The organism is Aliiruegeria lutimaris, assembly GCF_900099935.1.
GTDB classification, from domain to species: Bacteria; Pseudomonadota; Alphaproteobacteria; order Rhodobacterales; family Rhodobacteraceae; genus Tropicimonas; species Tropicimonas lutimaris.
Map to the genome: position 1 here is coordinate 19,593 of NZ_FNEK01000025.1, position 25,755 is coordinate 45,347.

Consider the following 25,755-nt stretch of genomic DNA (forward strand, 5'->3'; position numbering starts at 1 on the left):
CAGCGCCCGACCGCATCAAAGAGAACACGCATGGACATGCAGCACCAACCCTTCGATCCCATATTGCCGCCGGAGATGGCCAAGAAGGCCGAGGATCTCGGCGTGGCAAAGGCAACGAAACGCCCACGCAACGCTTTCGCACTGGCGATCTCGGCAGGCTTTTTCATCGGCATCGCCTTCATTTTCTATACCGTGGTGACGACCGGAAATCCGAACATGGGCTGGGGCGCGAGCAAGATGCTCGGCGGCCTCGCCTTCTCGCTTGGCCTGATGCTGGTTGTGGTCAATGGCGGTGAGCTTTTCACCTCGTCCGTGCTGACCGTGGTGGCCAAGGCCAGCGGCAAGATCACCTGGGGGCAGCTCGGAAAGAACTGGGTGCTGGTCTATGTCGGGAACTTCATCGGCTGCCTTGCGCTTGTCGCCATCATGCAGGTGGCGCAGCACTACGAGTTTGCCGGCGGACAGCTTGGCCTGAACTACATGAAGATCGCGCAGCACAAGCTGCACCATGATTTCAGCCAGGCCATCGCGCTCGGCATCATGTGCAACGTGATGGTGTGCCTCGGTGTCTGGATGACCTTCTCGGCGCGCACGGTGACCGACAAGCTGCTGGCGGTGACGATGCCGGTGGCAATGTTCGTTGCTGCCGGTTTTGAGCACTGCGTTGCCAACATGTTCCAGATCCCGATGGCGATCCTGACCAAGAACGCGGTTGGCCCGGAATTCTGGGAAGCGACCGGTGCCACTGCAGCCCAGTTCGCCGACCTGACCTGGGGCCATTTCTTCCTCGACAACCTCTTGCCGGTGACGATCGGAAACATCATCGGCGGTGGGCTGTTCGTCGGGCTGCTTTACTGGTTCATCTATTTGCGGCCAGGAGAGGAACAGCGCCACTGAGGAGCGCAAGGACGCCAGCGCGGCCATTTGGAAAAGTGCGGGTGGCGGAGTCCATCTAAACGATCACAATCGGCTCTCAGCTGAGACATGAAACGGGCGGCCCGGAGGCCGCCCGTTTCGTTTGCGCACTTGGGAGAAGACTATTCGGCGGGAACCGCGACGTTCTTCTTGTCGCTGGATGAGTAGCCGAAATGTTGTTTGTTGAGCCTCAGGACCAGCGCGATCATGGCGACCTGGAAAGCCACGGCGAGTACGGAGATCAGCCAGAAGGCAAGCGAGTACTTGTCCACGACACCGGCCGCGACGAGGCCTTTGTTCAGCCAGAATTGCAGCATGACCGACAGGGCGACACCGGGGCAGACGAGGGCATAGGAGCCAGGCGAGGTCTTGGGGCCGAAGACGAACTCCTTGAAATATCCCTGGCGGCGCAGGACGAGCAGGCCGAGCATCAGGAAGATCACCTGCACCGTAAGCAGCCGCGACAGCAACATCAGCGAGTCGGCGGTGCTGCCATGGGCTTCGAAAGTCACGTGCAGGCCGTGGCTTTGGCGCAGGAAGGTGATGCCGAGGATGGTCATGATCGGAACGATCACCATCAGCGTCGGCCCGGATTCCTTGGCGGTTCCGTGATGCAACATGGAATTGAAGGCCGTGATCATGGCGACAACCATGTAGAGCGCTGCGGCGACCGAGAAGAAGGTCGAAAGTACCAGCGCGATGCCGACGGTCACGGTGCTTTGGCTCATCGCGGCGGGCGCGGCGAAGCCGACACCGACCATGGAAAGCGCAAAGGCCGGCGTGAGTTGGGCGAAGGAATTATGCGCGGTCACGTCGAACACGCCGCCCTTGGTCAGCACGCGGCCGAGGAAATCGCCGATGATGTTCAGCGCCAGAATGCCGACGAGGCCGAAGGCGATCATGGCGAGCGGGAAGAGATACTCGACGATGGACCATAGGCCCGGCACGAAGGCCAGACCGGCTACGAACAGGCCGTTGATCGTCATGGCCATCGCCAGCGGCATGGCGGTGATGGTCGTTTCGGCATTGGAGTTGCGCAGCTTCTGGTAGGCGTCGGTCTTCTTGAAGGCCGAGAAGGCGTTCAGGTTCCAGATCAGGTATTTCAGGTTCAGGAAGACGAAGAAGGCGATACCGGCCCAGGCGATCAGGATCGCAGCCTGTTGCAGCGGGCCGCCGGTCGTCAGCGCTGCCCAGATATGCTCGAAAGTCGGCACGGGGATGCCCTTATGCGGCACCCACATGAACAGGTACATGAAAAAGGTCACCGACAGGCCGCCTGCACCAAGCGAGCCAAGGAAATAGAGCGGTGAATAATTGTCTGAAGGACGGGTGGGGGTGCTCATGGGGCGCTCCTTTCGTATTCACATTCGTAAATATGAATACATGGGATGTGCCGTCTTGCAAGAGAATTTGAACTGCACGGTTCAGTTTTGTTTCTGGGGTCACCTCATCATGGGAATCCGTAATAGATATTGTGGATAACTCGGTGGAAATCCCCACATTCTGGGCCAAGACTTGACTCTGGTGCAGGCTTTGCAAAGATCCGTCACCATTTGACGACTCGAGCAGGACAGGCTTTTGCGATTCTCACGGCTGCGACTCAACGGCTTCAAGAGCTTCGTGGACCCGACCGATCTGGTGATCGCGGACGGGCTGACGGGAGTTGTGGGTCCGAATGGCTGCGGCAAGTCCAACCTGCTGGAAGCGCTGCGCTGGGTAATGGGCGAGAACCGCCCGACCGCGATGCGCGGCGGCGGGATGGAGGACGTGATCTTTGCCGGTGCCTCCAGCCGGCCAGCGCGCAACTTTGCCGAAGTCGTCCTGAGCATCGACAATTCGGAGCGGCTCGCGCCCTCGGGGTTCAACGATTCCGACGTGCTCGAAGTGGTGCGCCGGATCACCCGCGATGCAGGCTCCGCCTACAAGGCGAACACGCGGGACGTGCGGGCCCGCGACATCCAGATGCTGTTCGCCGATGCTTCGACCGGTAGCCAGTCGCCGGCGCTGGTCCGGCAGGGGCAGATCGCTGAACTGATCAACGCCAAGCCGAAAAATCGTCGCCGGATCCTCGAAGAAGCGGCCGGAATCTCGGGGCTCTACCAGCGGCGCCACGAGGCGGAGCTCAAGCTGAACGGGGCGGAACAGAACCTCGCCCGTGTCGATGACGTTGTCGAGCAACTGGCCGGTCAGTTGGCGCAACTGGCCCGGCAGGCCAAGCAGGCGGAGCGCTATCGCACCATTGGCACCGACCTGCGCAAGGCCGAGGGCATGTTGCTCTATCGCCGCTGGCGCGAGGCGGCCGATGCGTTGGAAGCTGCACGGGCGGAGTTGCGCGAGCGTATGACGGCAGCGGCCAAGGCGGAGCGTCTGGCGGTGGAGGCGGCCCGCAAGCGCGAGGTGTCGGATGCGGCCCTGCCGCCGCTACGCGAAGAAGAGGCGATCGCGGCGGCGGTTCTGCAACGGCTCCAGGTCGAGCTGGGCGCCATCGGTGAGGAGGAGGCGCGCGCGCAGGAGAGCATCGCCACGCTGGAACGGCAAATCCTGCAGATGTCCAAGGATATCGAGCGCGAGGCCGGTCTGAACCGGGATGCCGGCGAGACGATTTCGCGGCTGGTTGAGGAGCGAGAGGAGCTTGCCGTCGCCAATGATGGGCACGAGGAGAAGCTCGAGGCGGCGGTAGAGGCGGCGCGGATTGCGGCCTCGAACCTGCAGGGCAAGGAGCGCGCGCTGGCCGAGCTGACGGAAGATGTCGCCCGGCTCGCGGCGCGACACCAATCCGCTGAACGGATGGAGGCAGACGCGACGCGCGCCGTTGCCCGCCATGAACAGGAAGCGCAGAAAGCCTCGGGAACGGCCGAACATGCGCGCTCGGTGCTGGAGGCTTCCGAGGAAGCGTTGGAAATGGCGGAAGCCGGGCTTTCGGAGGCGACGGAGGCCGCCGAGGCTGCCGAGTATGCGCTGGCCGAGGCCGATGCGGCGCGCGCCGAATGTGCCGCGTGCGAGGCCGAGGCGCGAGCGGAGCGCTCCGGCGCCGAGGGCGAGGCGCAGGCATTGCGCGCCGAGGTGGCCGCGCTGGCACGGCTCGTGGAACGCGATGCCAGCGAAGGCGACCAGGTGATGGATCACCTGCGGGTCGATGCTGGCTTTGAGAAGGCACTCGGCGCAGCGCTAACCGATGACCTGCGCGCGCCGGAGATCGGCGAGGACGACGGGTCGGGCTGGGTGGCTCTGCCGCCCTATGATGCCTCCCAGTCGCTGCCGGAAGGTGTGCCGTCGCTGGCCGACCGGATGGACGTTCCGGAGGTTCTGCGCCGCCGGATGTCGCAGGTCGGCGTGGTTCCAGCCGAGCAGGGCGCGCGTCTGCAACCATTGCTGAAACCAGGGCAGAGGCTGGTGAGCCTCGAAGGCGATCTCTGGCGGTGGGACGGCCTGCGCGCCGCGGCGGAGGATGCGCCCTCGGCGGCGGCGCTGCGCCTGCAGCAGCTAAACCGGCTTGTCGAGCTCAAGCGTGACTTGGAAGAGGTCGCGGCCCGTTCCGAGGGCGCCGCACAGGCCCACGAGATGCTGCACCGTCAATTGCAGGACCTGACTGAAGCCGATCGCCGCGCGCGGCAGGCGCGCAAGGACGCCGACACGGCGGTGGCTGCAGCCAGCCGGGCGCTTTCCAAGGCCGAGAACGAACGCTCCATGGCCGGGGCGCGGCTTGAGGCGGCGGAAATGGCCGTCGCGCGCCACCAGGAAGAAGCGGCGGCGGCGCGAGAGCGGCTGGAAGAGGCTGTCGAGGCGCGGGCGGAACTGCCGGACCTTACCGAGGAACGGCTTCGCATCGAGCAGGCCAAGACCGAGGTCGAAGGCTCGCGGCGAGACATGATGGCCGCGCGTGCCGCGCAGGACGAACTGCGCCGCGTGGGCGAGGCGCGTGATCGCCGGATCAAGGAGATCCAGCGCGATATCGACGGCTGGCAGAAGCGGCTCGACAATGCCGAGGCGCGCACGGCCGACCTGGAAGAGCGCAAGGAAGACGCGATGGAGCAGATCGAGCTGGCGCGCGCCGCGCCGGAGGAGATCGCCGCGCGTCGCGAGAAGCTCGCCGAAGGGCTGGAAGTAGCCGAGGCGCGGCGTCGCTCGGCTGCGGATGCGCTGGCCACGGCGGAGACCGTGTTTCGGGAGGCGGAGCGCGCCGAGCGCGATGCCGAGAAATTCGCCAGCCATGCGCGCGAGGCGCGGGCGGCCTCCGAGGCGCGGGCCGAGGCGGCGCGGGAGACGCTTGAGGGCGCTGTCACCTGGATCCGCGAGGAGCTGGAGACCACGCCCGAGGCGCTGCTGGAGTCGCTCGACGCCGACCCGGAAGAGATGCCTGCGACCGAAGCGATCGAGGCCGATATCGCCCGGCTGCGCCGCTCGCGCGACGCGCTTGGCGCGGTGAACCTGCGGGCGGAAGAGGATGCCAAGGAGGTTTCGGCCGAACACGGGGCGTTGGTCGACGAGAAGCGGGACCTTGAGGAGGCGATCCGCACCCTGCGCAACGGCATTGCCAGCCTGAACCGCGAAGGGCGTGAGCGGCTGCTGACCGCGTTCGAGGAAGTGAACGGCAATTTCCGGCTGCTCTTTACCCACCTGTTCGGCGGTGGCGAGGCGAAACTGGAACTGGTTGAGAGCGACGATCCGCTGGAGGCGGGGCTGGAGATCATGTGCATGCCGCCGGGCAAGAAGCTCTCTACGCTGTCGCTGCTCTCGGGCGGCGAGCAGACGCTGACCGCGATGGCCCTGATCTTTGCTGTCTTCCTCGCCAACCCGGCGCCGATCTGCGTGCTGGACGAGGTGGACGCGCCTTTGGACGACGCGAACGTGACCCGTTTTTGCGACCTGCTCGACGAGATGGTACAGCGGGCCGACACCCGGTTCCTGATCATCACTCACCACGCGGTGACGATGAGCCGGATGGACCGGCTGTTTGGCGTGACGATGCAGGAGCAGGGCGTGAGCCAACTCGTATCGGTCGATCTCAAGAAGGCGGAGGCGCTGGTCGCCTGATCCTCGCTTGGAGCAATGCCGGGCAAGGGGGCACTCCGCTCGTTGGGGGCGGCCCGCCTTCGGTGTGCCGGGGCGCGCCGTACCGAAGGCCCGGGCTCAGAGCGCGCCCAGAAGCTCCGATGTCGGCCAGGCATCCGCAGGTAGACCCAGCCTGACTTGCTCGGCCTGAACGGCGGCGCGGGTGCGGGAACCGAGGATGCCGTCAATGCCGCCAACGTCATACCCACGGGATTCCAGCTTGCGTTGCAGCGACTGGATCTGCTCGCCCGACAAGGCGGGGGCAGGGCTGCCTGCCTCGTAGACAGGGGCGCCTTCCAGCCGGGTTGCGAAATAGGCGGCGGTCAGCACGTAGGTGAAGCTCTGGTTCCACTCGAAATAAACGTTGAAGTTGGGATAGGCGAGGAAGGCCGGCCCGTTGCGGCCCTGCGGCAGCAGGAGCGAGGCGGGCAGGTCGGGGGCGGCCAGCGCGCCCGAGCGCGGGGTAACGCCGAGTGCCGCCCATTCGGAGGCGGGCAGGGGGTGATCGAGCCCGGTGCGGGACCAGTCGAGCCCTCGCGGCACGCGCACCTCCTGCAGCCACGGCTCGTTGGGCCGCCAGCCAAGGTCCTGCAGCATGGCGCCACCGGACAGAAGCGCATCCGGCACGGAGGTTTTCAGCGAGACCTTGCCGTCGCCGTCGCCATCCACCCCGTTTTCGAGAATGTCGCGCGGCAGCATCTGCACCATGCCGATCTCGCCGGCCCAGGCGCCGGTCGTCGTGGCCGGAACGAAATCGCCGCGTTCGAACAACTCCAGCGCGGCATAGACCTGCGGCTGGAAAAGCTCGGGGCGGCGACAATCATGGCTGAGCGTCAGCAGGGAGTTCAGCGTGTTGAAATTGCCCTGCACCGCGCCGTAATCGGTCTCCAGCGCCCAGAAGGCGAGAAGCACGCCGGGGCTGACGCCGTATTCCAGTTGAACCCGCTCAAAGGTCGCGGCGTGCTTGCGCAGGTTGGCCTGTCCGTTCTGGATGCGGTTCTGGCTGATGACGCGACGGGAGAAGTCGATGAAGGGAAGCTGGAAGATGCCCTGTGCGCGGTCGGCGCGAAGCACCTTGGGGTCCTGCGCGGTGCCGCGGAAAAAGGCGTCCACACTCGCAGGCGTATGGCCCCGGGAAATCGCCTCGGCTTTCATGGCCGCGGTGAAATCGGCGAAGCTGCCGCCGCAGGGGATTTCCGCTACGGCCGCCGTGGCCATTTGGGCGAGAAGAAGCGAGGCGATCATCCGTTTCATGCGGCTCTCCGATATGCGGTTCGGCGCCACCCTAGCGAAGTGCCGGAGCGCGGCAAGCGCAAGCGGTTGAACTCTCGGTGAACCGCTCGCTCAGCCGGGGCCGATCACATGCGCATAGGACCCCGCGACCTTGCCCACCCGCAGCCCCATGTCGCGCAGCGGCGTTCCGGCTGCGTCGGTTGCGATGAAAAGCCGCTCGGCCGCGCCTTCCTGCAGGATCGTGGCATAGTGGAATTCATGCCCGCGCAGCGCGCCCTTCCACGGCGCGCCGGGCAGGGGGGTCAGACGGCGATAGCCGAGCGTGAGGCGGCGCTTCTGGAAGGAGGTCGCCAGCGGGAGCAGGCCGAGCATCTCGTGCCGCTTGCCATCGGCATCGATAAGCCCGTTGCCGAGCGCCATGAACCCGCCGCACTCGCCATAGATGCGCGCGCCGCGCTCGGCGGCCTGCCGGGTCCGGGCCAGGAATTTCCCGGCCGCTGCCAGTTGTCCGGCGAACAGCTCAGGGTAGCCGCCGGGCAGGTAGACGGCATCGGCCAGCGGGTCTGGCCCCTTGTTGTCGAGCGGCGAGAAGGGGAGAATCTGCGCCCCTTGTGCGTGCCAGTCCGCCAGCAGATGCGGATAGCCAAAGGCGAAGGCGGCGTCACTGGCAACAGCAATCCGGTGGCCCAGCGGGGCAAGGCGGGGGAAATCCTGCTCGGGTGGGATCAGGGGGCCGGCAGCCTGCAGGAGCGCGTCGAGATCGAGCGATTTCTCCACGATTTCGGCGGCGTGGTCGAGAAAGGCGTCGAGTCCTTCCGTCTCACCGGCCTGCACAAGGCCCAGATGGCGCTCGGGCAGGTGCAGCGTGCTGTCGCGCAGGAGCGCGCCGAAGACGTCGGTTCCGGCTTCCTCCAGTGGCGCGCGCGCCATCTCGGCGTGGGAACGCGTGCCGGCACGGTTCAGGATCACGCCCGCCAGCGGCAGCTCCGGGCGCAGCGCCTGCAGGCCGATGGCCGGCAAAAGCGCGGATTGCCCGGCCTTGGCGATGTCGAGTACGAGCACGATCGGCAGGCCGAGCGCTTGCGCCAGGTCGGCCGCCGAGCCCTTGCCGTCGCGCCCGGCATCGAGCACGCCCATCGCGCCTTCGACCACGAGGATCTCGCCGCCCTGCGCTGCTGCCCGTGCCCTGAGCGCATTCGGCGGCATGGCCCAGGCATCGAGATTGACGGAAGGCGCGCCGCAGGCGGCGGCGTGAAAAGCGGGGTCAATGTAATCCGGGCCGCTCTTGGCCGCGCGCACATCCAGCCCGCGCCGCTTCAGCGCCCGGAGCAGCCCCAGCGTCAGGGTTGTCTTGCCCGCGCCCGAGGTCGCGGCGGCGATCACGAAGCCGCGTGCGCTCATGAGACCTGACTGGAAGCCTCCGTGCCGAGCGGATCCATGTCGCGAACCGCTTCGCCGCGCAGCTGGCCCATCCAGTCGATCACCTGCCGCATCGCGACCACCCGGCCAAGGCAGACGATCGCGGGGGCCTGCATGTCATTGGCCTGTGCATCGGCGGCGGCCCGACCAAGCGTGGTTTCCAGCACCTTCATATCCGGCAGGGTCGCGTTGGAGACGATGGCGAGAGGCTCGTTCGCGTCGCGTCCCATTTCCAGCAGGTTGCCGGTGATCTGGTCGAGATGTTTCATCGCCATGTACATGACGATCACCGGGCTGCCGCGTGACAGCGCCTCCCAGTCGATGGCCGAGGGGGTCAGCCCGGATTGATCGTGCCCGGTCAGGAAGGTTACGGCCTGGTTCACGTCGCGGTGGGTGACCGGGATGCCGGCAAAGGCCAGCCCACCGATTCCGGCCGAGATGCCCGGCGTCAGCCGAATCGGCACACCGGCTTGCACCAGCGTCTGCGCCTCCTCGCCGCCGCGGCCAAAGACGAAAGGGTCGCCGCCCTTGAGCCTGAGCACGCGCTTGCCGGAGCGCGAAAGCTCGATCAGCCGCAGGGAAATGTCGCGCTGGACAGCCGACGGACGCCCGCCGCGCTTGCCGGCATATTCCAACTCGGTTCCGGGACGGCGCCAGTCGAGAATGCGCGGATCCACCAGCGCGTCATGTACGATGATATCGGCGCTGCGTAGCGCATGGAGCGCCTGCAGCGTCAGCAGGCCAGGCTCGCCCGGACCCGCACCCACCAGCCAGACGAGGCCGGCTGGGAAGTCGGGCCAGTCATGCGCCGGCAGGGAAATCTGGGTGTCGTCGATCATGGCGCGAAGCATATCGCTGCGCAGCGGCAATGGCGAGATGGCGGAGGCCGCTTCTTTGCCCCTGTCGCGACATGTCGCAATCCGGCTATACCGCGCGCATGACTCGCAAACCCGCAGGAGAGCTACGCACCGGCTTCACCACCGGTGCCTGTGCCACCGCCGCCGCCACCGCCGCCGCGGGGGCGCTTGTGACGGGCGAATGGGTCGACCCGGTGGAGATCACCCTGCCGCGGGGTCAGAAGGTGTTGTTTCCGCTCGAGTCCCGTGCCGAGGGCGCAGGCTGGGCGCGGGCCGTGGTGGTCAAGGATGCTGGCGACGATCCTGATGTGACCCATGGCGCAAATGTCACCGCGACGGTCGCGCGCGGCGCAACCGGAGGGGGCTTGCGCTTTTTCGCGGGCGAGGGGGTGGGCACGGTGACGCGGCCCGGCCTGCCTGTGCCCGTCGGTGAGCCCGCCATCAACCCGGTGCCGCGCGAGATGATCGGGCGGTCGCTGGCGGATCTTGCAGAAGCGGCGGGAATCAGCGCCGATTTCGACGTGACACTCTCGGTTCCTGGTGGCGCGGAATTGGCCGAACGCACCTGGAACCCGCGGCTGGGCATTCTCGGCGGGCTCTCCATTCTCGGCACGACCGGAATCGTGCGCCCGTTCTCCTGCGCGGCCTGGATCGCCTCGATCCATCGCGGGGTGGATGTGGCGCGGGCGGCGGGTCTCGCTCATGTTGCGGGCGCCACCGGCGCCACCTCGGAAAAGGTCGCGCAGGCTCGGTTCGGCTTGCCAGATCACGCCATGTTGGACATGGGCGATTTCGCCGGCGGCATGCTCAAATACATCGCCCGCCACCCCGTGCCGCGCGTGACTATCGCCGGCGGCTTCGGCAAGCTGACCAAGCTGGCGCAGGGGGCGATGGACCTGCATTCGGGCCGCAGCCAGGTCGATTTCGAGCAACTGGCCGATCTTGCCGCAACGCTTGGCGCCGACCGGGCCGAGATCGCGGCATGTAATACCGCGAACCAGGCGCTCGGCATTGTCGGCGCGCCGCTGGCTTGCGCCATCGCCGAGGCGGCGCGAATGAAGGCACAAGCCGTGCTGTCCGACGCGCCGGTGGAGGTCGATATCCTGCTGATCGACCGGGCCGGCAACCTCGTCGCGCTCGCCGATTCCAAGGGAGTCCATGTACCATGAACAAGCCGCACATCCTGTTGCTGGCCGGAACCGCGGAAGCGCGGCACCTCGCCGAGGCCTTGTCCGAGTGGCCCGTTCGCCTCACCGTGTCGCTTGCCGGGGCGACGAGCGTGCCGGCCCGCTATCCTGGAGAGGTCCGGATGGGCGGCTTTGGTGGCGAAGACGGGCTCGCGGAGTGGTTGAAGAAGGAAGATATCTCGCTTCTGCTCGACGCGACCCATCCCTATGCCGAACGGATCTCGCCCAATGCCTCCCGAGCCGCGAAGCGCAAGGACTGCCCGCTCCTGCGTTTCACCCGACCTGCCTGGGAACCCGAGGAGGGCGAGGACTGGCAGCCCCATCCTTCCTTGGAAGCGGCCATCGAAGCCCTTCCGGCGGGCGCGCGGGCATTTCTCGCAACCGGCTCCGGCTCGCGGGATGTGTTGGGGATTCGGTCCGACCTGCACCTGGTCCTGCGGGCTATCGAACCGCTCGAAGACCTGCCCGAGCATGTCGAGGCGCTCGTCGCCCGTCCGCCCTTTTCCGAGGCGCAGGAGCGGGAGTTGATGAAAAGCCGGGCGGTGACGCATCTGGTGACGCGCAATTCCGGCGGGGGCGGGCGGGCGAAACTCGCGGCAGCGGCGGCGCTTGGCCTGCCGATCCTGATGATCGAGCGGCCAGGGACGTCCGGCATCGCGCCAGACTTTCACGACATGGCGGATATCCTACGGGCCGTTGCAATGTGGCTCGCGCTTGACACGCCTTCCGGCCCGACCCCATAACCCCCGTCACGAGGTTCCCGGGCACCCCCGGGCCAAGAGGGAATGCGGAAGCCTGGGATTCGGCAGGCCGAACCGCAGCCGCCCCCGCGACTGTATGCGGTGAGCCGACCCCCGGTGCCACTGGTGCGCGACGCGCCGGGAAGGCTGGGCCGGCGCTGACCCGCGAGCCAGGAGACCTGCCTCGTGACGCCGGCCCGCTGGCCGGCGCGGGGTGTGGTCCGGGCGGGGTGCTCTGGGACGCGCTCGGGCCTCGGCCCGTCCCCGCGAACGAACGATCCGCACCCAAAGACAGGCGCTTCAAAGGAGCCAGACAAAATGGCACAGAAGATACCCGCAACGGTCGTGACCGGCTTCCTCGGGGCCGGCAAGACGACGTTGATCCGGCATCTGGTCGAGAATGCCAATGGCAAGCGCATCGCGCTGATCATCAATGAATTCGGCGATCTCGGCGTCGATGGCGAAATCCTCAAGGGTTGCGGCATCAAGGGTTGCAAGGACGAGGACGTGGTGGAGCTTTCCAACGGCTGCATCTGTTGCACCGTGGCCGAGGATTTCCTGCCCGCGATACAGAAGCTGATCGACCGGGACGAGGCGCCCGATCACATCGTGATCGAGACCTCCGGACTTGCCCTGCCGCAGCCGCTGGTGCGCGCCTTCAACTGGCCCGATATTCGCACCCGCGTAACCGTGGACGGGGTGGTCGCCGTGGTCGATGGCCCGGCGCTTTCCGAGGGGCGTTTCGCCGCCAACGAGGCCGCCGTGGATGCGCAGAGGGAGGCCGATGACACGATCGACCACGAGACGCCGCTTTCCGAGTTGTTCGAAGACCAGCTGGCCTGTGCCGACATGGTCATCATCAACAAGGCGGACCTGCTGGGCGCCGAGGCTTCGGCCCGGCTGACCGAGAAGCTGCGCGGTGAAGTGCGCGACGGCGTTTCCGTCCTGCATGCGGAGATGGGCGTGGTGGATCCGGCGGTCCTGCTGGGGATGGGCATCGGCTCCGAGGACGACATGGACGGGCGCCACGAGGTGCATCATCATCACCACGACGACGATCATGAAGAGCACGATCATGAGCACGCCCATGGCCATGACGAGTTCGAAAGCTTCGTTGTCACCCGCGCCGAGATCCTCGACCCGAAAGTCTTCTCCGAGCAGGTCGCCGAGGTGATCCGCGCGCATGACATCCTGCGCCTGAAGGGATTTGCCGCGGTCGTTGGCAAGCCGATGCGCCTGACGCTTCAGGCCGTCGGTCCAAGGATCGACAGCTATTTCGACCGTCCATTCGCCGCCGCCGACCAGCGCGAAACCCGTCTCGTGGTGATCGGGCAGGCCGGGCTGGACCGGCTGGCCATCGAGAAGGCGCTTCAGGTATGACAGATTTTTCCATTCGCCGCGCGAACCCGCGAGAACCCGGGGCGACGTCCCTTCTGAAGGCCAGCCATGGGCTGATGGAGGAGCTGTATCCCAGCGACGCCAACTACTTCCTGCCGATTGACGCGCTCTGCATGCCTGGCATCCATTTCTACGTTGCCGAGCGCGGCGGACGGAGCCTTGGATGCGTGGCGCTGGCCGAGCGGGAGGGTTATGGCGAGATCAAGTCGATGTTCGTCGATCCGGATGCGCGCGGCATGGGCATTGCCGACCGGCTGTTGGAGCAACTGACTTCGCTGGCCCGCGAACGGGGCATAACGTTGTTACGGCTGGAGAGCGGCAATACGCTGGAACTGGCGCATCGGCTCTATCGCCGTCACGGGTTCACCGAGTGCGAGCGTTTCGGCGAATACCCCGAAAGCCCGCATTCCATCTTCATGGAAAAGGCGATCTGAATGCATCTGCTTGCGGCCACGCCCGGCCAGATCTCGGACGGGAGCGAACCGGTCGATCCGGGGCAGTCGCCGGCTGATGTGATTTTCCTCTCGGCGGCCGATACCGAGCTGGCCGCGCTCTCTGAGGCGCGGCAGTCGCTGGGCGCGGAAGCGCCGAGCCTGCGGCTGGCTAATCTCGGCTGGCTGTCGCACCCGTTCTCGGTCGACAAGTATATCGGCGATACGGCGGAGCGTTCGCGGCTGGTCGTGGTGCGGGTTCTGGGCGGGGCGGCCTATTGGTCCTATGCCGTCGAGCAACTGGCCGCGCGGCTTCTGGAAGCGGGCGTGCCGCTGGCGCTCCTGCCCGGCGATGACAAGCCCGACCCGGAATTGCTCTCGCTTTCCACCGTGTCCACGGAGGATTGGCAGGCGCTCTGGGCTTATTGCATCGAGGGCGGGCCGCAGAATGCCACGCGCTTCCTGCAACTTGCCCGCCACATGCTGGGCGAGGGCGAACGCCCGCCCGAAGCTGAGCCGCTGTTGCGTGCCGGGCTTTACTGGCCGGGCGAGGCGCTGGCCGATCTGGACCTTTTGCGTCGGCACTGGCAGGACGGCGCGCCGGTGATTGCGATCACCTTTTACCGCGCCCTGCTGCAAGGGGCGGGGCTGCACCCGGTCAACCAGCTGGTCAAGGCGCTGCTCCGGCGCGGGTTGAACCCGCTGCCGGTTTTCGTGGCCTCGCTGAAGGATCCGGTGTCGGTTTCGACGCTGGAGCAGATCTTTGCCGAGCATGCGCCGGACGTGGTTCTGAACGGCACCAGTTTCGCCGTTTCCTCGCCCGACCCGGCCCGCTGGCAGCAGGGCGAGCGACCGGCCACCGTTCTGGACGCAACCGGCGCGCCGGTTTTGCAGGTAATCCTTTCGGGGAGCTCCGAGGAGGCCTGGGAGGATGCCGAGCGCGGGCTGTCGGCGCGCGACATCGCGATGAACGTGGCCCTGCCGGAAGTCGATGGGCGGATCCTGACCCGGGCGATCAGCTTCAAGGGGCAGGCCTATTTCGACGAGGCGACCGAAAGCGCCATCGCAGCCTACCGGGCGCGCGGCGACCGGGTGCAGTTCGTGGCCGATCTGGCGGCGAACTGGGCGGCTTTGCGCAAAGCGGCGCGGAGCGAACGGCAGGTCGCGATCATCCTCGCGAATTACCCCAACAAGGACGGCCGGCTGGCGAATGGTGTCGGGCTGGACACGCCGGCCGCGACCGTCACCGTGCTGAATGCCCTGCGCGACGCGGGCTACACGGTATCGGGGGCGCCAGAGACATCGGCGGAGCTGATGGAACAGATCCTCGCAGGCCCGACGAACTGGCTGACCGATCGCGCAGTGCGGCAGGGTGGTGAAACGCTGTCGCTTGACGCGTATCGCGCGCTGTATGATCGCCTGCATCTGGACGTTCGCCAATCCATGGAAGACCGCTGGGGGGCGCCGGAGAACGACCCTTTCTGCGGCGATGACGGGTTCGCACTGTCGATACTGCGCTATGGCAATGTCGTGGTCGGTATCCAGCCAGCGCGCGGCTACAATATCGATCCCGAGCAGACCTATCACGCGCCGGACCTCGTGCCGCCGCATAACTACCTCGCCTTCTATTTCTGGCTGCGGGGGAGCCTCAAGGCCCACGCCATCATCCACATGGGCAAGCATGGCAACCTTGAGTGGTTACCCGGCAAGGCGGTTGCGCTCTCGGAGAGTTGCTTCCCGGAAGCCGTGCTCGGCCCGCTGCCGCATGTCTACCCGTTCATCGTCAACGATCCGGGCGAGGGGACGCAGGCGAAGCGGCGTAGCCAGGCGGTGATCGTCGATCACCTGACGCCGCCGCTCACCCGTGCGGAGAGCTATGGCCCGCTGCGCGATCTCGAAGCGCTGGTGGACGAGTACTACCAGGCGGCGGGCGTGGACCCGCGGCGGATTTCCTACTTGCGCGACGAGATCCTGTCGCTGATGGAGTCCACCGGTCTTACGGTCGATGCCGGTATCAAGGCGGGAGACGATTCCGACAGCCGCTTGCAGAAGCTCGACGCCTATCTCTGCGAACTGAAAGAAAGCCAGATCCGCGACGGGTTGCATATCTTCGGCCAGGCGCCGGAAGGGCGGCTCGCGACCGACCTGATTGTCGCGCTGACGCGGGTGCCGCGCGGGGACGGGCAAGGCAAGGACGCATCGTTGCTGCGGGCGTTGGCAGCGGATTTCTGTATGGATTTCGATCCGCTGGATTGCGACATGGCGGCGCCTTGGAACGGTCCCCGACCGGACGCCCTTGCCAGTTTGGACGTTTCGCCTGCTGGCGCAGGCGACCCGGTGGGGGAGGCGGGCGCGCTGCGCGCGCCCGCCTCCCCCACCGCCCCGCGCTCTCCGAAGGGAGAGCGCAATCCCTGGCGCAGCCACGGTGACAGTGTCGAACGGCTGGAATTGTTCGCGGCACGTCTTGTTGCAGGAGAGGAACCCTCGGCGCCGGGGCCTCGATCCGCCGCGGTTCTTGAAGGGATCGATACGTGGCTGCGCAGGGTTGTCTCCCGGACGGGGCAATCGGAAATGGCCGGGCTGTTGCGCGCCTTGAACGGTGAGTTCCTTTCTCCCGGTCCCTCTGGCGCGCCGACGCGGGGACGGCTGGATGTGCTTCCCACGGGGCGAAACTTCTTCTCCGTCGACAGCCGCGCCATCCCTACCCGCGCCGCCTGGTCGCTGGGGTGGAAATCGGCCAGCCTGTTGATCGACCGCCATTTGCAGGAACATGGCGACTGGCCGCGCGCCATGGCGCTGACGGCCTGGGGCACCGCGAATATGCGGACCGGCGGCGATGACATCGCCCAGGCGCTCGCGCTAATGGGTGTTAAGCCGAAATGGGACGAAATGTCGGGCCGCGTCACCGGTTTCGAGATCATCCCGATCTCGGCGCTGGGCCGGCCGCGTGTCGATGTCACGCTGCGGGTGTCGGGCTTTTTCCGGGACGCCTTTCCGGCGCAGATGGACCTCGTGGCTTCGGCGGCCAAGGCCGTCATGAAGTTGGACGAAGCAGAGGCGGACAACCCGGCCGCTGCGCGGTTCCGCGCGGAAGCGGCGGAGGTCGGCGAGACCCGTGCCGCCTTCCGCGTTTTCGGTTCCAAGCCGGGTGCCTATGGTGCGGGTCTTCAGGCGATGATCGACGAAAAACTCTGGGCGAACCGCTCGGATCTCGCTTCCTCCTTCCTGACCTGGGGCGGCTATGCCTATGGCGAAAGCGCCGAGGGCACCGCCGCGCGGGAGGATTTCGCCGAGCGTCTGGGCAAGGTCGAAGCCGTGGTCCAGAACCAGGACAATCGCGAACATGACCTGCTCGACAGCGACGACTATTACCAGTTCGAAGGCGGCATGGCCGCGACGGTCGAGACGCTGCGTGGCGAGGCGCCGGAGGTTTATCACAACGATCATTCCCGCCCCGAACGCCCCGTGATCCGCACGCTGGACGAGGAGATTGGCAGGGTGGTCCGTTCCCGTGCGGCCAATCCGAAATGGATCGATGGCATCAAGCGGCATGGCTACAAGGGCGCTTTCGAAATGGCAGCGACGGTCGATTACCTCTTTGCCTTCGCAGCAACGACCCATTCGGTGCGCAACCACCATTTCGACCTCGTCTACGACGCCTACCTGGAGGATGACGAGACGCGCGAGTTCATTGCCGAGGCCAATGCGCCCGCCTTGCGCGAAATGGCCGAGCGTTTCCAGGAGGCGATCGACCGTGGGCTCTGGTCGCCGCGGTCCAACTCGGCACGCGCGCGACTGGCGGAGTTGGCGTCGTGAGTTCAAAGCAAGAAGACGGACGCTGCCATCGCCGCTTCAGGCAGCCATGTTCCCAACAGTTCAGGAGATTTTCCCATGACCGACGATGTTGAACGCCATAACGCCAAGATGGCCAAGAAGAAGGCAGCGCGGGACAAGATCATGGCCGGCAAGACCGAGGAAAAGGGGCTGATCATCGTCCACACCGGCAAGGGCAAGGGCAAGAGTTCGGCCGCCTTCGGCATGATTTTCCGTTGCATCGCCCATGACATGCCCTGCGCCGTGGTGCAGTTCATCAAGGGCGGCATGGATACCGGCGAGCGCAACCTGATCCAGGCGCATTTCGCCGACAAGTGCCAGTTCTACACGATGGGCGAGGGCTTCACCTGGGAGACGCAGGACAAGTCGCGCGATATCGAAATGGCGCAGGCGGCCTGGGCGAAAGCCAAGGAGCTGATCCTTGATGAGACAAACCGCATGGTGCTGCTCGACGAGATCAATATCGCGCTGCGCTACGACTATATCGACACGGCCGAGGTGATCGCCTTCCTCGCCGAGCACAAACCGCCGATGACCCATGTCGTGCTGACCGGGCGCAATGCCAGCGAAGCGCTCATCGAGGCGGCGGATCTGGCCACCGAGATGGAGCTGCTGAAACACCCGTTCCGCTCGGGCGTGAAGGCGCAGGCCGGCGTCGAGTTCTGAGCAGAACGGATATCGGAAAGAGGGCCGGCTGATGGCTAAGGGCTTGATGATACAGGGTGCCGGCTCCAATGTCGGCAAATCGCTGATGGTGGCGGGGCTTGCGCGGGCCTTCGCTAAGCGTGGGCTCAAGGTCCGCCCCTTCAAGCCGCAGAACATGTCCAATAATGCTGCCGTCACGGTGGACGGCGGCGAGATCGGGCGGGCACAGGCGCTTCAGGCACTGGCCTGCGGCGTCGACCCGGTGGTGGATATGAATCCCGTCCTGCTCAAGCCTGAAACCGATATCGGCGCGCAGGTGATCCTGCTGGGCAAGCGCGTGGCGACGGTGCCGGCGCGCGAGTTTTCGGCGATGAAGCCAAAGCTCCTGGCCGCGGTTTTGGAGAGCTTTCAAAGGTTGGGGCAGGAGGCAGACCTGGTCCTTGTCGAAGGGGCGGGCAGTCCGGCCGAGGTGAACCTGCGCGCGGGCGACATTGCCAATATGGGCTTTGCCCGTGCCGCGAATTGTCCGGTCGTGCTGGTCGGCGACATCGACCGTGGTGGCGTGATCGCGCAGCTCATCGGCACGCAGGAAGTGCTCGACCCCGAGGATGCCGCAATGATCGCCGGCTTTGCCATCAACAAGTTCCGCGGCGACCCGACGCTTTTCGATGATGGCTATCGCCTGATCGCGGAGCGCACGGGCTGGCAGAGACTGGGCGTGGTGCCGTGGTTTGCCGATGCGCGCAAACTCCCGGCGGAGGATGCGCTGGATATCAGCGGTTCGGACAGCAATGGCGCGCTGCATGTTGCTTGCCTCGTGCTTTCGCGGATTGCCAATTTCGACGATCTCGACCCTTTAGGTCTGGAACAGGGCGTCAGGCTGAGCATGATCGAGGCCGGCGACGTGATCCCGCCCGACACTGACCTCGTGATCATCCCGGGCACGAAATCCACACGTGGGGACCTCGCTTTCCTGCGGGCACAGGGCTGGGACGTGGATATTGCCGCGCATGTGCGGCGCGGTGGGCGGGTGCTGGGCCTGTGCGGCGGCTACCAGATGCTTGGCCGCCGGATCGTGGATCCCGGGGGGCTGGAAGGCCCGGCGGGCGAGACGGAGGGGCTCGGCCTGCTCGATATCGAAACCGTGATGGTACCGGACAAGCGGCTGACACGCGTGCAGGCGCGCCATGTCGCCAGCGGTGAGGCCGTCTCGGGCTACGAGATCCATATCGGGCGCAGCGATGGGCCGGATCGGGCGCGCCCCTTTGCCGAGGTGGCGGGAAGCCCGGAAGGCGCGATCTCGCCGGACGGACGCATCATCGGCAGCTACCTGCACGGGCTGTTCTCGGATGACGGCTTCCGCGCCGCCTTCCTGCGCAGCATTGGCGGTGAGGCGTCCGGATTTGGTTATGACGCGGCAGTCGAGGAGACTTTGGACAAGCTGGCCGACCACCTGGAACGGCACATGTCGCTGGACGCAATGCTGGCACTTGCCCGACCGATCTGATCCGGGTCAGTCGAGGGGCGGCACCCGCGAGACGAAACGCCCCTTCACCCCCTGCGGCCACTGGCGAAAGGGTACAACGCCTTTCTCGTTCTCACTGTAAAGTGTTGCATATTCCACCAGCGCCTGCGCGTCCTCCTCGGTGCCATCGAAGCGACCAAGCACGTAGGTCATCTTGCCTTCGGCGGAGATTGCGGTGTTGCAGCCATGAGCGCAGCCCATCAGACAGGCCACCCCCCGCAGTTTCACCGGCGCATCCTTTGCCGCCGCCTGCACGGTTTCGAGAAAGGCTTCGCCTGTCGGGCTGCCATCCTTGCTGCCGCGGGTCGCTTCGTTGCGGCAGGTTGTGCAGACAGTAATTATGGTCATCGGATCTCCGCTGATTTTGCGCTTGCCGGGGATGGAAGCCAGAAACGGCTACGAGTGGCAAGGAGATTTGGCGGCTCTTTTGCCGGGATCAATTGCTGGACGCCGTTCGTGAGCCTTGCGTCAGTTTCATTTAGTGCGTGGTAACGATCCTGCGGATCGTGCCTCTGGTAGGGATATTTGTTGTCAGAAGAAGTCCAGGGCGCTCCCTTGTTTTCTTCTGACAGGAAATATACCGGGGGATTGGGGGCAGCGCCCCCAATAGTCTTCCGTTGGGAGCCAGCGCCCGGTCAAAAGTCCGGGAGACCGGAAGCAGGAAGAACCGTCCCGGTGCATTCCCCGAAGCCGATGCGATACCCAGTACCTTGGGCATGGCCCTCCAAGCTCAGCCGGTCGCCGTCCTCGATAAAGGTCCGCTCTTCGCCATCGGCCAGCTTCAGCGGTTCCTGTCCGCCCCAGGTCAGTTCCAGCAACGAGCCGAAACTGTCTTTCTCAGGTCCGGAAATAGTGCCGGAGCCGAGCAGGTCGCCAACTCGCATGGCACAACCTGACGACGCGTGGTGGGCAAGCTGTTGTGCGGCGGAGTAATACATCTCGCGGAAATTCGTTCGCGTGATCGTCGTGGGGGCTTTCCGCCCGGAAGGGGTGAGCGTCACCGACAGGTTGATGTCGTAAAGCATCGGTCCTGGCTCCGCCAGATAGGGGAGCAGCGGCACCTCGCGCGGAGGGGGCGAGCAACGGAATGGTTCCAGTGCGGCGCGGGTAACGACCCATGGGCTGATCGAAGTGGCGAAGGCCTTGGACTGGAACGGGCCCAGCGGCTGGTATTCCCAAGCCTGGATGTCGCGCGCGGACCAGTCATTGAGCAGCACATAGCCGAAAATCATCTGGTCGGCTTCGGCAACGGTGATGGGCTTGCCCATCTGCGAAGGTTGTCCGACAACCGTGCCCATTTCCAGCTCGATATCGAGCCGTCGCGACGAACCGAAGAAGGGAATGTCGGCTTCCTTCGGCTTGATCTGGCCCATCGGGCGCCGAATATCGGTGCCGGATACGACGATTGTGGAGGCGCGACCGTTATAGCCGATCGGGATGTGCAGCCAGTTCGGCGGCAGTGCATTTTCCGGGCCGCGGAACATGGAGCCGACATTGAAGGCGTGGTGGCGACTGGAATAGAAATCCGTGTATTCGGACACCCGGAAGGGCAGGTGCATCCTCACCTCCTCCATCGGGAAGAGATGCGGCAGAACCATTGCCGCGGCGTCGCTTCCCTCTCCGAGAAAGCCGAAAAGTGTCACCCGCAGGCTGTCCCAGGCCTCTGGCCCCTGCTCCATCAGGCCGTTCAGTGCCGGCTCTGTCAGCCCGAGAGGTTCCAGCAACCCGGCGCGCTGCATCCCGCCAAGGTCCAGCACCTTGTCTCCGATCGCGGTGCAGCAACGCGGCGCGCTGTCCTTGTGGGTAAAGACGCCATAGGGGAGGTTGTTGAGCGGAAACGGGCATTCTGGATCATTCGCGGTCTCGATCCAGCTTCTCAATAGGGTCATGCATTTCCTCCAGATCTCTACGGCCGGGCTCGTCCCGGGTAACCGCGGATTCCGCGGGAATAATCTCGTTGCTTTTACAACGATGTTTTTCCCTGCCGCAACGGGCAAGACAGATCCCGTTACAGATCAGGGGGCAAGCAGCAGGAGAAGCCCGACGGCGGAAAACGTCTTGCGCTCGCGCCGGGGGCGCGTATCCCTTGGCGCTGACCGGATGACAGGAGCGAACATGCTGAAAACGACATTGGGGACTTCGGATCTGGAGGTCAGCCAACTCTGCCTCGGAACGATGACCTACGGCACCCAGACGAGCGAGCAGGACGCCAATCGCCAGATCGACATGGCGCTCGCCGCGGGCATCAATTTCGTCGACACCGCGGAAATGTACCCGGTGAACCCGGTCAAACCCGAGACTATTGGCAAGACCGAAGAGATTGTCGGGCGCTGGATCGCGGAGTCGGGGCGGCGCAACGAGATGGTGCTGGCCACCAAGATTATTGGCAACAACAAGGGGCACACGCGTGGTGGGCGCGGGATCGACGGCGAGACTATCGTCGAGGCAGTAGAAGGCTCGCTGCGGCGGCTGCAGACGGACGTGATCGACCTCTACCAGCTGCATTGGCCCAATCGCGGCTCCTATCATTTCCGCCAATACTGGACCTACAAGCCAGGCGATCAGAACAAGCAAGAGATCGAGGCCAACATGGTCGAGGTACTCGAAGCCATGCGGGAGCTGCAGGAGGCAGGGAAGGTCCGCCATTTCGGCCTGTCGAACGAGAGCGCCTGGGGCACGTCGGAATGGCTGCGGCTGGCGCGGCAGACGGGGGCGCCGGAGATGGTCGCGATCCAGAACGAATACTCGATGATGTGCCGGATTTTCGACACCGACCTGGCTGAGCTTTGCGTGCGCGAAAATATCGGCCTGCTGGCCTATTCGCCGCTGGCGACGGGCCTGCTGACGGGGAAATACCGCGGCGGTGCCGTGCCCGAGGGCAGCCGGATGTCGATCAATGCGTCTCTGGGCGACCGGGTGAACGAGCGCTCGACCGCTGCCGTGGAGGCCTATGCGGAGATCGCGGAACGGCATTGTCTGGACCTTGCGCAAATGGCGCTGGCTTTTTGTGTCGCGCGGCCCTTCATGGGCTCGGTGATCTTCGGAGCGACCAATGCCGTGCAACTGGCGCATATCCTTGAAGGCGCGGATCTGACACTCACCGAAGAGCAACTGGCCGAGATCGACGCGGCCTACCGGACCCACCCGATGCCTTTCTGATGCCCGGAGCGGTGAGATGCGCATAACGACATACCTGTTGGCGGGGGTCCTGGTTCTGGGGGCCTGCATGCTGTCGTCCAAGGCGCCGGAACCCACGGCGCCGCCGGGCACGGCGGAGTTTCTCGAACAGCAGCGCGCCAATTGCGCAGCCCGTGGCGGCACCTTCAGCAATGCCCCGGGCGATGCCAGCAAGATCTGTTTAATCACGCCGAAGGATGCCAATCAGGCCTGTCGGCAGGAATCCGATTGTGAAGGGTACTGCCTCGCGCGTTCGCAGACCTGTGCGCCTGTCACGCCCCTCTTCGGCTGCCACGAGGTTCTGGTTTCCGGCGGGCGGCGGGCGACGGTCTGTCTGGACTGACCAGCGCCATGGAGCCCTGGATCGCCGCCACCCTTGCCGCCGTCTGTTTCCAGACGGCGCGCTTCTCCATCCAGAAACGGCTGAAAACGGCGGGTCTTTCGGCGGCCGGGGCGACATGGGCGCGGTTCGTATACTCGGCGCCGCCGCTGGTGGTCGCCCTGTTCGGGGTGCAGCGGGTATCGGGGGCGCAGTTGCCATTTCCGAACACGGAATTCTGGGCTTATGGCCTGATGGGCGGGGTGGCCCAGATCCTGGCGACGATCTGTGTCGTCGCGCTCTTTTCGCGGCGCAATTTCGCCGTGGGCATAACGCTCAAGAAATCCGAAGTGCTGATGACGGCGCTGGTGGGGTGGCTGGTTCTGGGAGAGGCGGTGTCGTTGGCCGGTTTCGGCGCGCTGCTGCTCGGCGCGGTGGCGCTTCTGGTGCTTTCCAGGGAAACGGTGGCGCAGGGTGGGGCGCGGCAGAGCCTTGCGCGGCGCCTGTTGACCCCTTCGGCCGTGCTGGGGCTGACGAGCGGGCTGTTCTTTGCGCTTGCCGGCGTCGGCTATCGCGGCGCGATGCTGGCGCTCGGCGACGATCCGCTCTGGTTGCGCTCCGCGCTGGCGCTGACCTTGATCAGCCTGTCGCAGATGCTGCTCATGCTGGGCTGGTTTCTCTGGCGCGACCGGGCGGAAATCGCTCGCGTGCTTGCCGCCCGGCGTCCGGGGGTCGCGATGGGGCTGACCAGCCTTGGCGGCAGCTTTTTCTGGTTCACCGCCTTCGCGCTGCAGAACGCGGCCTATGTCTATGCCGTCGGGCAGGTGGAGCTGTTGCTCAGCATCCTTGGCGGGGCGGTGTTCTTTGGCGAGAGGCTTTCGCGGCGCGAGGTCTCGGGCGTTGTCCTGCTGGGGGGCAGCGTGCTCGTGCTGGCGTTCGTCGTCTGACGATCAGGCCAGCCGGGTAATGCCGGAGACGACATCGTCATTGCGCACGAAGGGAACCGTCTTGGGCAGCCCGCCTCGTGCGATCAGCGGCGCCAGTTCGGCAAGCACGACCTCGGTGATGAAGGGCAAGTCGAAATCGCGGGCGCTGGCGAGCGGGATCCATTGCAAGTGGCGCAGTTCGTCGCAGGCATGGGTGAAGTCTTCCGGATCGCCCTGCACCGCGCTGGCGGAGACGAGGAAGAACCGCGCATCGAAGCGGCGCGGCCGGCCCGGAGGGGTGATCGCGCGGAACACGTAGGACAACCCCGCCGCCGAGGGCGCGAAACCGGACGCGGCAAAACCCGCCCAATCCGGGTTGGGTGCTTCCCACGCGGCCTTGCGGCCCAGCACCAGCCCGGTTTCTTCCCAGACCTCACGGATGGCCCCGGCCAGAAGCGCCGGAACGCGGGCGCGATCAGTCTCTATCGCAAGCCGGCGCAGGCAGGTGGCGTCCGGCTTTCCGGCCAGTTTCACATCCGCGTCCGCGTCGTCGATCGCGCCGCCGGGAAAGACGAACTTGTTGGGCATGAAGGCCGCGCCGGAGCCGCGCTGGCCCATCAGCACTTCGGGCCCTGCGCGCCCCTTGCGCCACAGGATGACCGTTGAGGCGTCGCGAATGGCAGTCTTGTCGATGGTCTCGGCCATGTGGCGCTCCTGTAGAGTTTTGCCTTCAATCTGAAATACCACGTAACGCCTTTTGCGTTCGAGGCGAAGCCGAGAGGCAGTGAAAGGCGATTCCGGTTTAAGGCGAAAACCGCTAGTGGCTGTAGCCGGCGCCGCTCGTGTCGCCCCCAAAGCCATGCATGCGGCGGGCCCATTGCAACCCGATAAAGGCGCCCTTGATCCGGGGCAACAGGTAGAGCGAGAGCGCAACGCAGAGAACCGACAGGATCGATGCCATCACCAGCGGCTCAAGATGGAGTCGCGCATAGAAAACATGGATCAGCGGCGCCATAATATGCCCGACGATCAGGATGGTGATATAGGCCGGGCCGTCATCGGCCCGCTGGTGGTGAAATTCCTGCTCGCAGACGGGGCAGTGATCGGCAACCTTGAGATAGCCCGACAGCAGCGGTCCACGGCCGCAATTGGGGCAACGGCGTCTCCAGCCACGCGCCATGGCCGGCCGGACGGGCCGTTCTTCGGGCGTCTGCTGTACAGCGCACATATCGAAGCCTTCTTCTTTCTGCCCGAAAGGGCGTTTCCTGTTCGCAGCCCATAACATGGCACCTTTCAACGGTTTTGGCAGGGTCTTGCGCGGTCTTGCGGCGCGATGTCGCGAAAGGGGTACCGAAAAAAAGTTGCACCCGAAGCGACGGAACTGCCGCGTCCGGGCGTTGGAGAAGCATAACGGGGTGCGAAAACGCCGCGTTCGAGCGAAAAAGAAACCGAGAACAGGAAAATGGAAATGACCCGTATCGTGCTTTTGACGACCGCTATTGTGACAGGTCTGGTCGCAGCAAATTCCGCCGTTGCTTTCGGCGGGCCGATGGGCCCCGAGGACCGTCCGGGCTTTGCGCAGATCGACACCGATGGCGATGGCAAGATCTCGGCCGAAGAGCTGAAGGGCTTCCCCGCTGCCCGCGCGGCCGAGCGTTTCAAAGCTGCCGACACCGATGGCGACGGCAAGATCTCCAAGGAAGAGATGGCAGCCGAGATCGAAACCATGAGAGCCGCCCGCGAGAATAACCGTCTGGATAACATGATTGCACGTTTTGATACCGACAAGGACGGGTTCATCAGCCAGGAGGAAATGGAAGCCGCGATGGGCCAGGGTCGCGCGCAGCGGGATCCGGGCGACCGGATGATGCAGTTCGCCGACACCGACAAGGATGGCGCGATCAGCGAAGCGGAATACGCTGCCATGGCCGAGCGGATGCAACAGCGCGGTGATCGCGGCAATTTCGGCAAGCGTGGCGAGCCCGGTGAGCGTGGCATGCGTGGTGGCCGTGGAGACCAGCGGGGCGGCGACTGGATGCCGTTCTGGCGCAACTGAGCTTGCAATGAAAACCTGCTTCGCGCGGCAAGCGGCCGCGC

The 25,755-nt window shown here is 65.4% G+C and carries 21 protein-coding genes and 1 riboswitch; of the genes, 13 read left to right on the plus strand and 8 right to left on the minus strand.

Annotated elements, in window-relative coordinates; genetic code table 11:
* The first annotated feature begins 30 nt into the window (after nucleotides 1–30).
* Nucleotides 31–897, plus strand: coding sequence for a formate transporter FocA (focA, locus tag BLR85_RS13210; protein ID WP_212635089.1), 867 nt, complete (start codon nucleotides 31–33; stop codon nucleotides 895–897).
* A gap of 140 nt (nucleotides 898–1,037) precedes the next feature.
* Here the strand turns inward: focA and BLR85_RS13215 are convergent, their stop codons facing one another.
* A complete protein-coding gene (locus tag BLR85_RS13215; protein ID WP_093156621.1) occupies nucleotides 1,038–2,258 on the minus strand; it encodes a TsoY family (seleno)protein in 1,221 nt (406 codons plus the stop codon).
* A gap of 235 nt (nucleotides 2,259–2,493) precedes the next feature.
* Between BLR85_RS13215 and smc the strand changes: the two genes are divergently transcribed.
* Entirely contained in the window at nucleotides 2,494–5,949 is a 3,456-nt protein-coding gene (gene smc, locus BLR85_RS13220) for a chromosome segregation protein SMC (protein WP_093156624.1), read from the plus strand.
* 96 nt (nucleotides 5,950–6,045) lie between these two features.
* Here the strand turns inward: smc and BLR85_RS13225 are convergent, their stop codons facing one another.
* The 3 genes from BLR85_RS13225 to cobA all read right to left on the minus strand — a co-directional run bounded on the left by BLR85_RS13225 (nucleotide 6,046) and on the right by cobA (nucleotide 9,458).
* On the minus strand, nucleotides 6,046–7,221 hold the full coding sequence (locus BLR85_RS13225; protein WP_093156627.1) for a lytic murein transglycosylase: 1,176 nt from the start codon (nucleotides 7,219–7,221) through the stop codon (nucleotides 6,046–6,048).
* 90 nt (nucleotides 7,222–7,311) lie between these two features.
* Nucleotides 7,312–8,601: a cobyrinic acid a,c-diamide synthase CobB gene (locus tag BLR85_RS13230; protein ID WP_093156630.1), complete on the minus strand. Its 1,290-nt coding sequence runs from the start codon at nucleotides 8,599–8,601 to the stop codon at nucleotides 7,312–7,314.
* A complete protein-coding gene (gene cobA, locus BLR85_RS13235) occupies nucleotides 8,598–9,458 on the minus strand; it encodes a uroporphyrinogen-III C-methyltransferase (RefSeq protein WP_093156764.1) in 861 nt (286 codons plus the stop codon). Before cobA ends, BLR85_RS13230 begins: the two co-directional genes overlap by 4 nt.
* A gap of 98 nt (nucleotides 9,459–9,556) precedes the next feature.
* On the opposite strand from cobA, the gene BLR85_RS13240 reads away from it, so the two are divergent.
* The 7 genes from BLR85_RS13240 to BLR85_RS13270 all read left to right on the plus strand — a co-directional run bounded on the left by BLR85_RS13240 (nucleotide 9,557) and on the right by BLR85_RS13270 (nucleotide 19,218).
* Nucleotides 9,557–10,645, plus strand: a complete 1,089-nt coding sequence (locus BLR85_RS13240; RefSeq protein ID WP_093156766.1) for a cobalt-precorrin-5B (C(1))-methyltransferase — start codon at nucleotides 9,557–9,559, stop codon at nucleotides 10,643–10,645.
* Nucleotides 10,642–11,406 (plus strand): cobalt-precorrin-6A reductase, encoded by a 765-nt coding sequence (locus BLR85_RS13245; protein ID WP_093156633.1) that lies wholly within the window; start codon nucleotides 10,642–10,644, stop codon nucleotides 11,404–11,406. The genes BLR85_RS13240 and BLR85_RS13245 overlap by 4 nt, the downstream gene beginning before the upstream one ends.
* Nucleotides 11,401–11,604: riboswitch (cobalamin riboswitch) on the plus strand. Its footprint overlaps the gene before it by 6 nt.
* A 117-nt stretch (nucleotides 11,605–11,721) precedes the next feature.
* On the plus strand, nucleotides 11,722–12,783 hold the full coding sequence (gene cobW / locus BLR85_RS13250) for a cobalamin biosynthesis protein CobW (RefSeq protein ID WP_093156637.1): 1,062 nt from the start codon (nucleotides 11,722–11,724) through the stop codon (nucleotides 12,781–12,783).
* Entirely contained in the window at nucleotides 12,780–13,235 is a 456-nt protein-coding gene (locus BLR85_RS13255) for a GNAT family N-acetyltransferase (RefSeq protein WP_093156641.1), read from the plus strand. The genes cobW and BLR85_RS13255 overlap by 4 nt, the downstream gene beginning before the upstream one ends.
* Nucleotides 13,236–17,048: a cobaltochelatase subunit CobN gene (cobN, locus tag BLR85_RS13260; protein ID WP_093156644.1), complete on the plus strand. Its 3,813-nt coding sequence runs from the start codon at nucleotides 13,236–13,238 to the stop codon at nucleotides 17,046–17,048. It begins immediately after the preceding gene.
* A 75-nt stretch (nucleotides 17,049–17,123) separates the two neighbouring features.
* Nucleotides 17,124–17,732: a cob(I)yrinic acid a,c-diamide adenosyltransferase gene (gene cobO / locus BLR85_RS13265; protein WP_093156647.1), complete on the plus strand. Its 609-nt coding sequence runs from the start codon at nucleotides 17,124–17,126 to the stop codon at nucleotides 17,730–17,732.
* A 31-nt stretch (nucleotides 17,733–17,763) separates the two neighbouring features.
* On the plus strand, nucleotides 17,764–19,218 hold the full coding sequence (locus BLR85_RS13270; protein WP_093156650.1) for a cobyric acid synthase: 1,455 nt from the start codon (nucleotides 17,764–17,766) through the stop codon (nucleotides 19,216–19,218).
* Between the two features lie 6 nt (nucleotides 19,219–19,224).
* Here BLR85_RS13270 and BLR85_RS13275 read toward each other — a convergent pair whose 3' ends face one another.
* Together BLR85_RS13275 and fahA are read right to left on the minus strand one after the other, a co-directional pair.
* Nucleotides 19,225–19,584 carry a DUF1636 family protein gene (locus BLR85_RS13275; protein ID WP_093156652.1) on the minus strand — a complete coding sequence of 120 codons (360 nt, stop codon included), beginning with the start codon at nucleotides 19,582–19,584 and terminating at the stop codon, nucleotides 19,225–19,227.
* Nucleotides 19,585–19,871: 287 nt separating this feature from the next.
* Nucleotides 19,872–21,125: a fumarylacetoacetase gene (fahA, locus tag BLR85_RS13280; RefSeq protein ID WP_093156657.1), complete on the minus strand. Its 1,254-nt coding sequence runs from the start codon at nucleotides 21,123–21,125 to the stop codon at nucleotides 19,872–19,874.
* Nucleotides 21,126–21,351: 226 nt separating this feature from the next.
* On the opposite strand from fahA, the gene BLR85_RS13285 reads away from it, so the two are divergent.
* From BLR85_RS13285 to BLR85_RS13295, 3 genes are read left to right on the plus strand one after another with little or no spacing between them, the layout of a single operon-like run.
* Nucleotides 21,352–22,395, plus strand: a complete 1,044-nt coding sequence (locus BLR85_RS13285) for an aldo/keto reductase (protein WP_093156660.1) — start codon at nucleotides 21,352–21,354, stop codon at nucleotides 22,393–22,395.
* Nucleotides 22,396–22,411: 16 nt separating this feature from the next.
* Nucleotides 22,412–22,756, plus strand: a complete 345-nt coding sequence (locus BLR85_RS13290; RefSeq protein WP_093156663.1) for a hypothetical protein — start codon at nucleotides 22,412–22,414, stop codon at nucleotides 22,754–22,756.
* 8 nt (nucleotides 22,757–22,764) lie between these two features.
* Entirely contained in the window at nucleotides 22,765–23,679 is a 915-nt protein-coding gene (locus BLR85_RS13295; RefSeq protein WP_093156666.1) for a hypothetical protein, read from the plus strand.
* Nucleotides 23,680–23,682: 3 nt separating this feature from the next.
* Here the strand turns inward: BLR85_RS13295 and BLR85_RS13300 are convergent, their stop codons facing one another.
* Both BLR85_RS13300 and BLR85_RS13305 read right to left on the minus strand, forming a co-directional pair.
* On the minus strand, nucleotides 23,683–24,363 hold the full coding sequence (locus tag BLR85_RS13300; protein ID WP_093156669.1) for an NUDIX hydrolase: 681 nt from the start codon (nucleotides 24,361–24,363) through the stop codon (nucleotides 23,683–23,685).
* Between the two features lie 112 nt (nucleotides 24,364–24,475).
* Nucleotides 24,476–24,886 (minus strand): DUF983 domain-containing protein, encoded by a 411-nt coding sequence (locus tag BLR85_RS13305; RefSeq protein WP_093156768.1) that lies wholly within the window; start codon nucleotides 24,884–24,886, stop codon nucleotides 24,476–24,478.
* Nucleotides 24,887–25,126: 240 nt separating this feature from the next.
* Between BLR85_RS13305 and BLR85_RS13310 the strand changes: the two genes are divergently transcribed.
* Nucleotides 25,127–25,714, plus strand: coding sequence for an EF-hand domain-containing protein (locus BLR85_RS13310; protein ID WP_170844565.1), 588 nt, complete (start codon nucleotides 25,127–25,129; stop codon nucleotides 25,712–25,714).
* Nucleotides 25,715–25,755 lie beyond the last annotated feature (41 nt).

What these genes read in the sequence shown, in the direction of transcription:
- BLR85_RS13305 (WP_093156768.1), bottom strand. Translation starts at nt 24,886, where the DNA reads ATGTGCGCTGTACAGCAGACGCCCGAAGAACGGCCCGTCCGGCCGGCC.
- BLR85_RS13255 (WP_093156641.1), top strand. Translation starts at nt 12,780, where the DNA reads ATGACAGATTTTTCCATTCGCCGCGCGAACCCGCGAGAACCCGGGGCG.
- BLR85_RS13215 (WP_093156621.1), bottom strand. Translation starts at nt 2,258, where the DNA reads ATGAGCACCCCCACCCGTCCTTCAGACAATTATTCACCGCTCTATTTC.
- BLR85_RS13295 (WP_093156666.1), top strand. Translation starts at nt 22,765, where the DNA reads ATGGAGCCCTGGATCGCCGCCACCCTTGCCGCCGTCTGTTTCCAGACG.
- BLR85_RS13245 (WP_093156633.1), top strand. Translation starts at nt 10,642, where the DNA reads ATGAACAAGCCGCACATCCTGTTGCTGGCCGGAACCGCGGAAGCGCGG.
- cobW (WP_093156637.1), top strand. Translation starts at nt 11,722, where the DNA reads ATGGCACAGAAGATACCCGCAACGGTCGTGACCGGCTTCCTCGGGGCC.
- fahA (WP_093156657.1), bottom strand. Translation starts at nt 21,125, where the DNA reads ATGACCCTATTGAGAAGCTGGATCGAGACCGCGAATGATCCAGAATGC.
- BLR85_RS13270 (WP_093156650.1), top strand. Translation starts at nt 17,764, where the DNA reads ATGGCTAAGGGCTTGATGATACAGGGTGCCGGCTCCAATGTCGGCAAA.
- BLR85_RS13275 (WP_093156652.1), bottom strand. Translation starts at nt 19,584, where the DNA reads ATGACCATAATTACTGTCTGCACAACCTGCCGCAACGAAGCGACCCGC.
- BLR85_RS13290 (WP_093156663.1), top strand. Translation starts at nt 22,412, where the DNA reads ATGCGCATAACGACATACCTGTTGGCGGGGGTCCTGGTTCTGGGGGCC.
- focA (WP_212635089.1), top strand. Translation starts at nt 31, where the DNA reads ATGGACATGCAGCACCAACCCTTCGATCCCATATTGCCGCCGGAGATG.
- cobO (WP_093156647.1), top strand. Translation starts at nt 17,124, where the DNA reads ATGACCGACGATGTTGAACGCCATAACGCCAAGATGGCCAAGAAGAAG.
- BLR85_RS13310 (WP_170844565.1), top strand. Translation starts at nt 25,127, where the DNA reads ATGACCCGTATCGTGCTTTTGACGACCGCTATTGTGACAGGTCTGGTC.
- cobA (WP_093156764.1), bottom strand. Translation starts at nt 9,458, where the DNA reads ATGATCGACGACACCCAGATTTCCCTGCCGGCGCATGACTGGCCCGAC.
- BLR85_RS13300 (WP_093156669.1), bottom strand. Translation starts at nt 24,363, where the DNA reads ATGGCCGAGACCATCGACAAGACTGCCATTCGCGACGCCTCAACGGTC.
- BLR85_RS13285 (WP_093156660.1), top strand. Translation starts at nt 21,352, where the DNA reads ATGCTGAAAACGACATTGGGGACTTCGGATCTGGAGGTCAGCCAACTC.
- BLR85_RS13240 (WP_093156766.1), top strand. Translation starts at nt 9,557, where the DNA reads ATGACTCGCAAACCCGCAGGAGAGCTACGCACCGGCTTCACCACCGGT.
- BLR85_RS13225 (WP_093156627.1), bottom strand. Translation starts at nt 7,221, where the DNA reads ATGAAACGGATGATCGCCTCGCTTCTTCTCGCCCAAATGGCCACGGCG.
- cobN (WP_093156644.1), top strand. Translation starts at nt 13,236, where the DNA reads ATGCATCTGCTTGCGGCCACGCCCGGCCAGATCTCGGACGGGAGCGAA.
- BLR85_RS13230 (WP_093156630.1), bottom strand. Translation starts at nt 8,601, where the DNA reads ATGAGCGCACGCGGCTTCGTGATCGCCGCCGCGACCTCGGGCGCGGGC.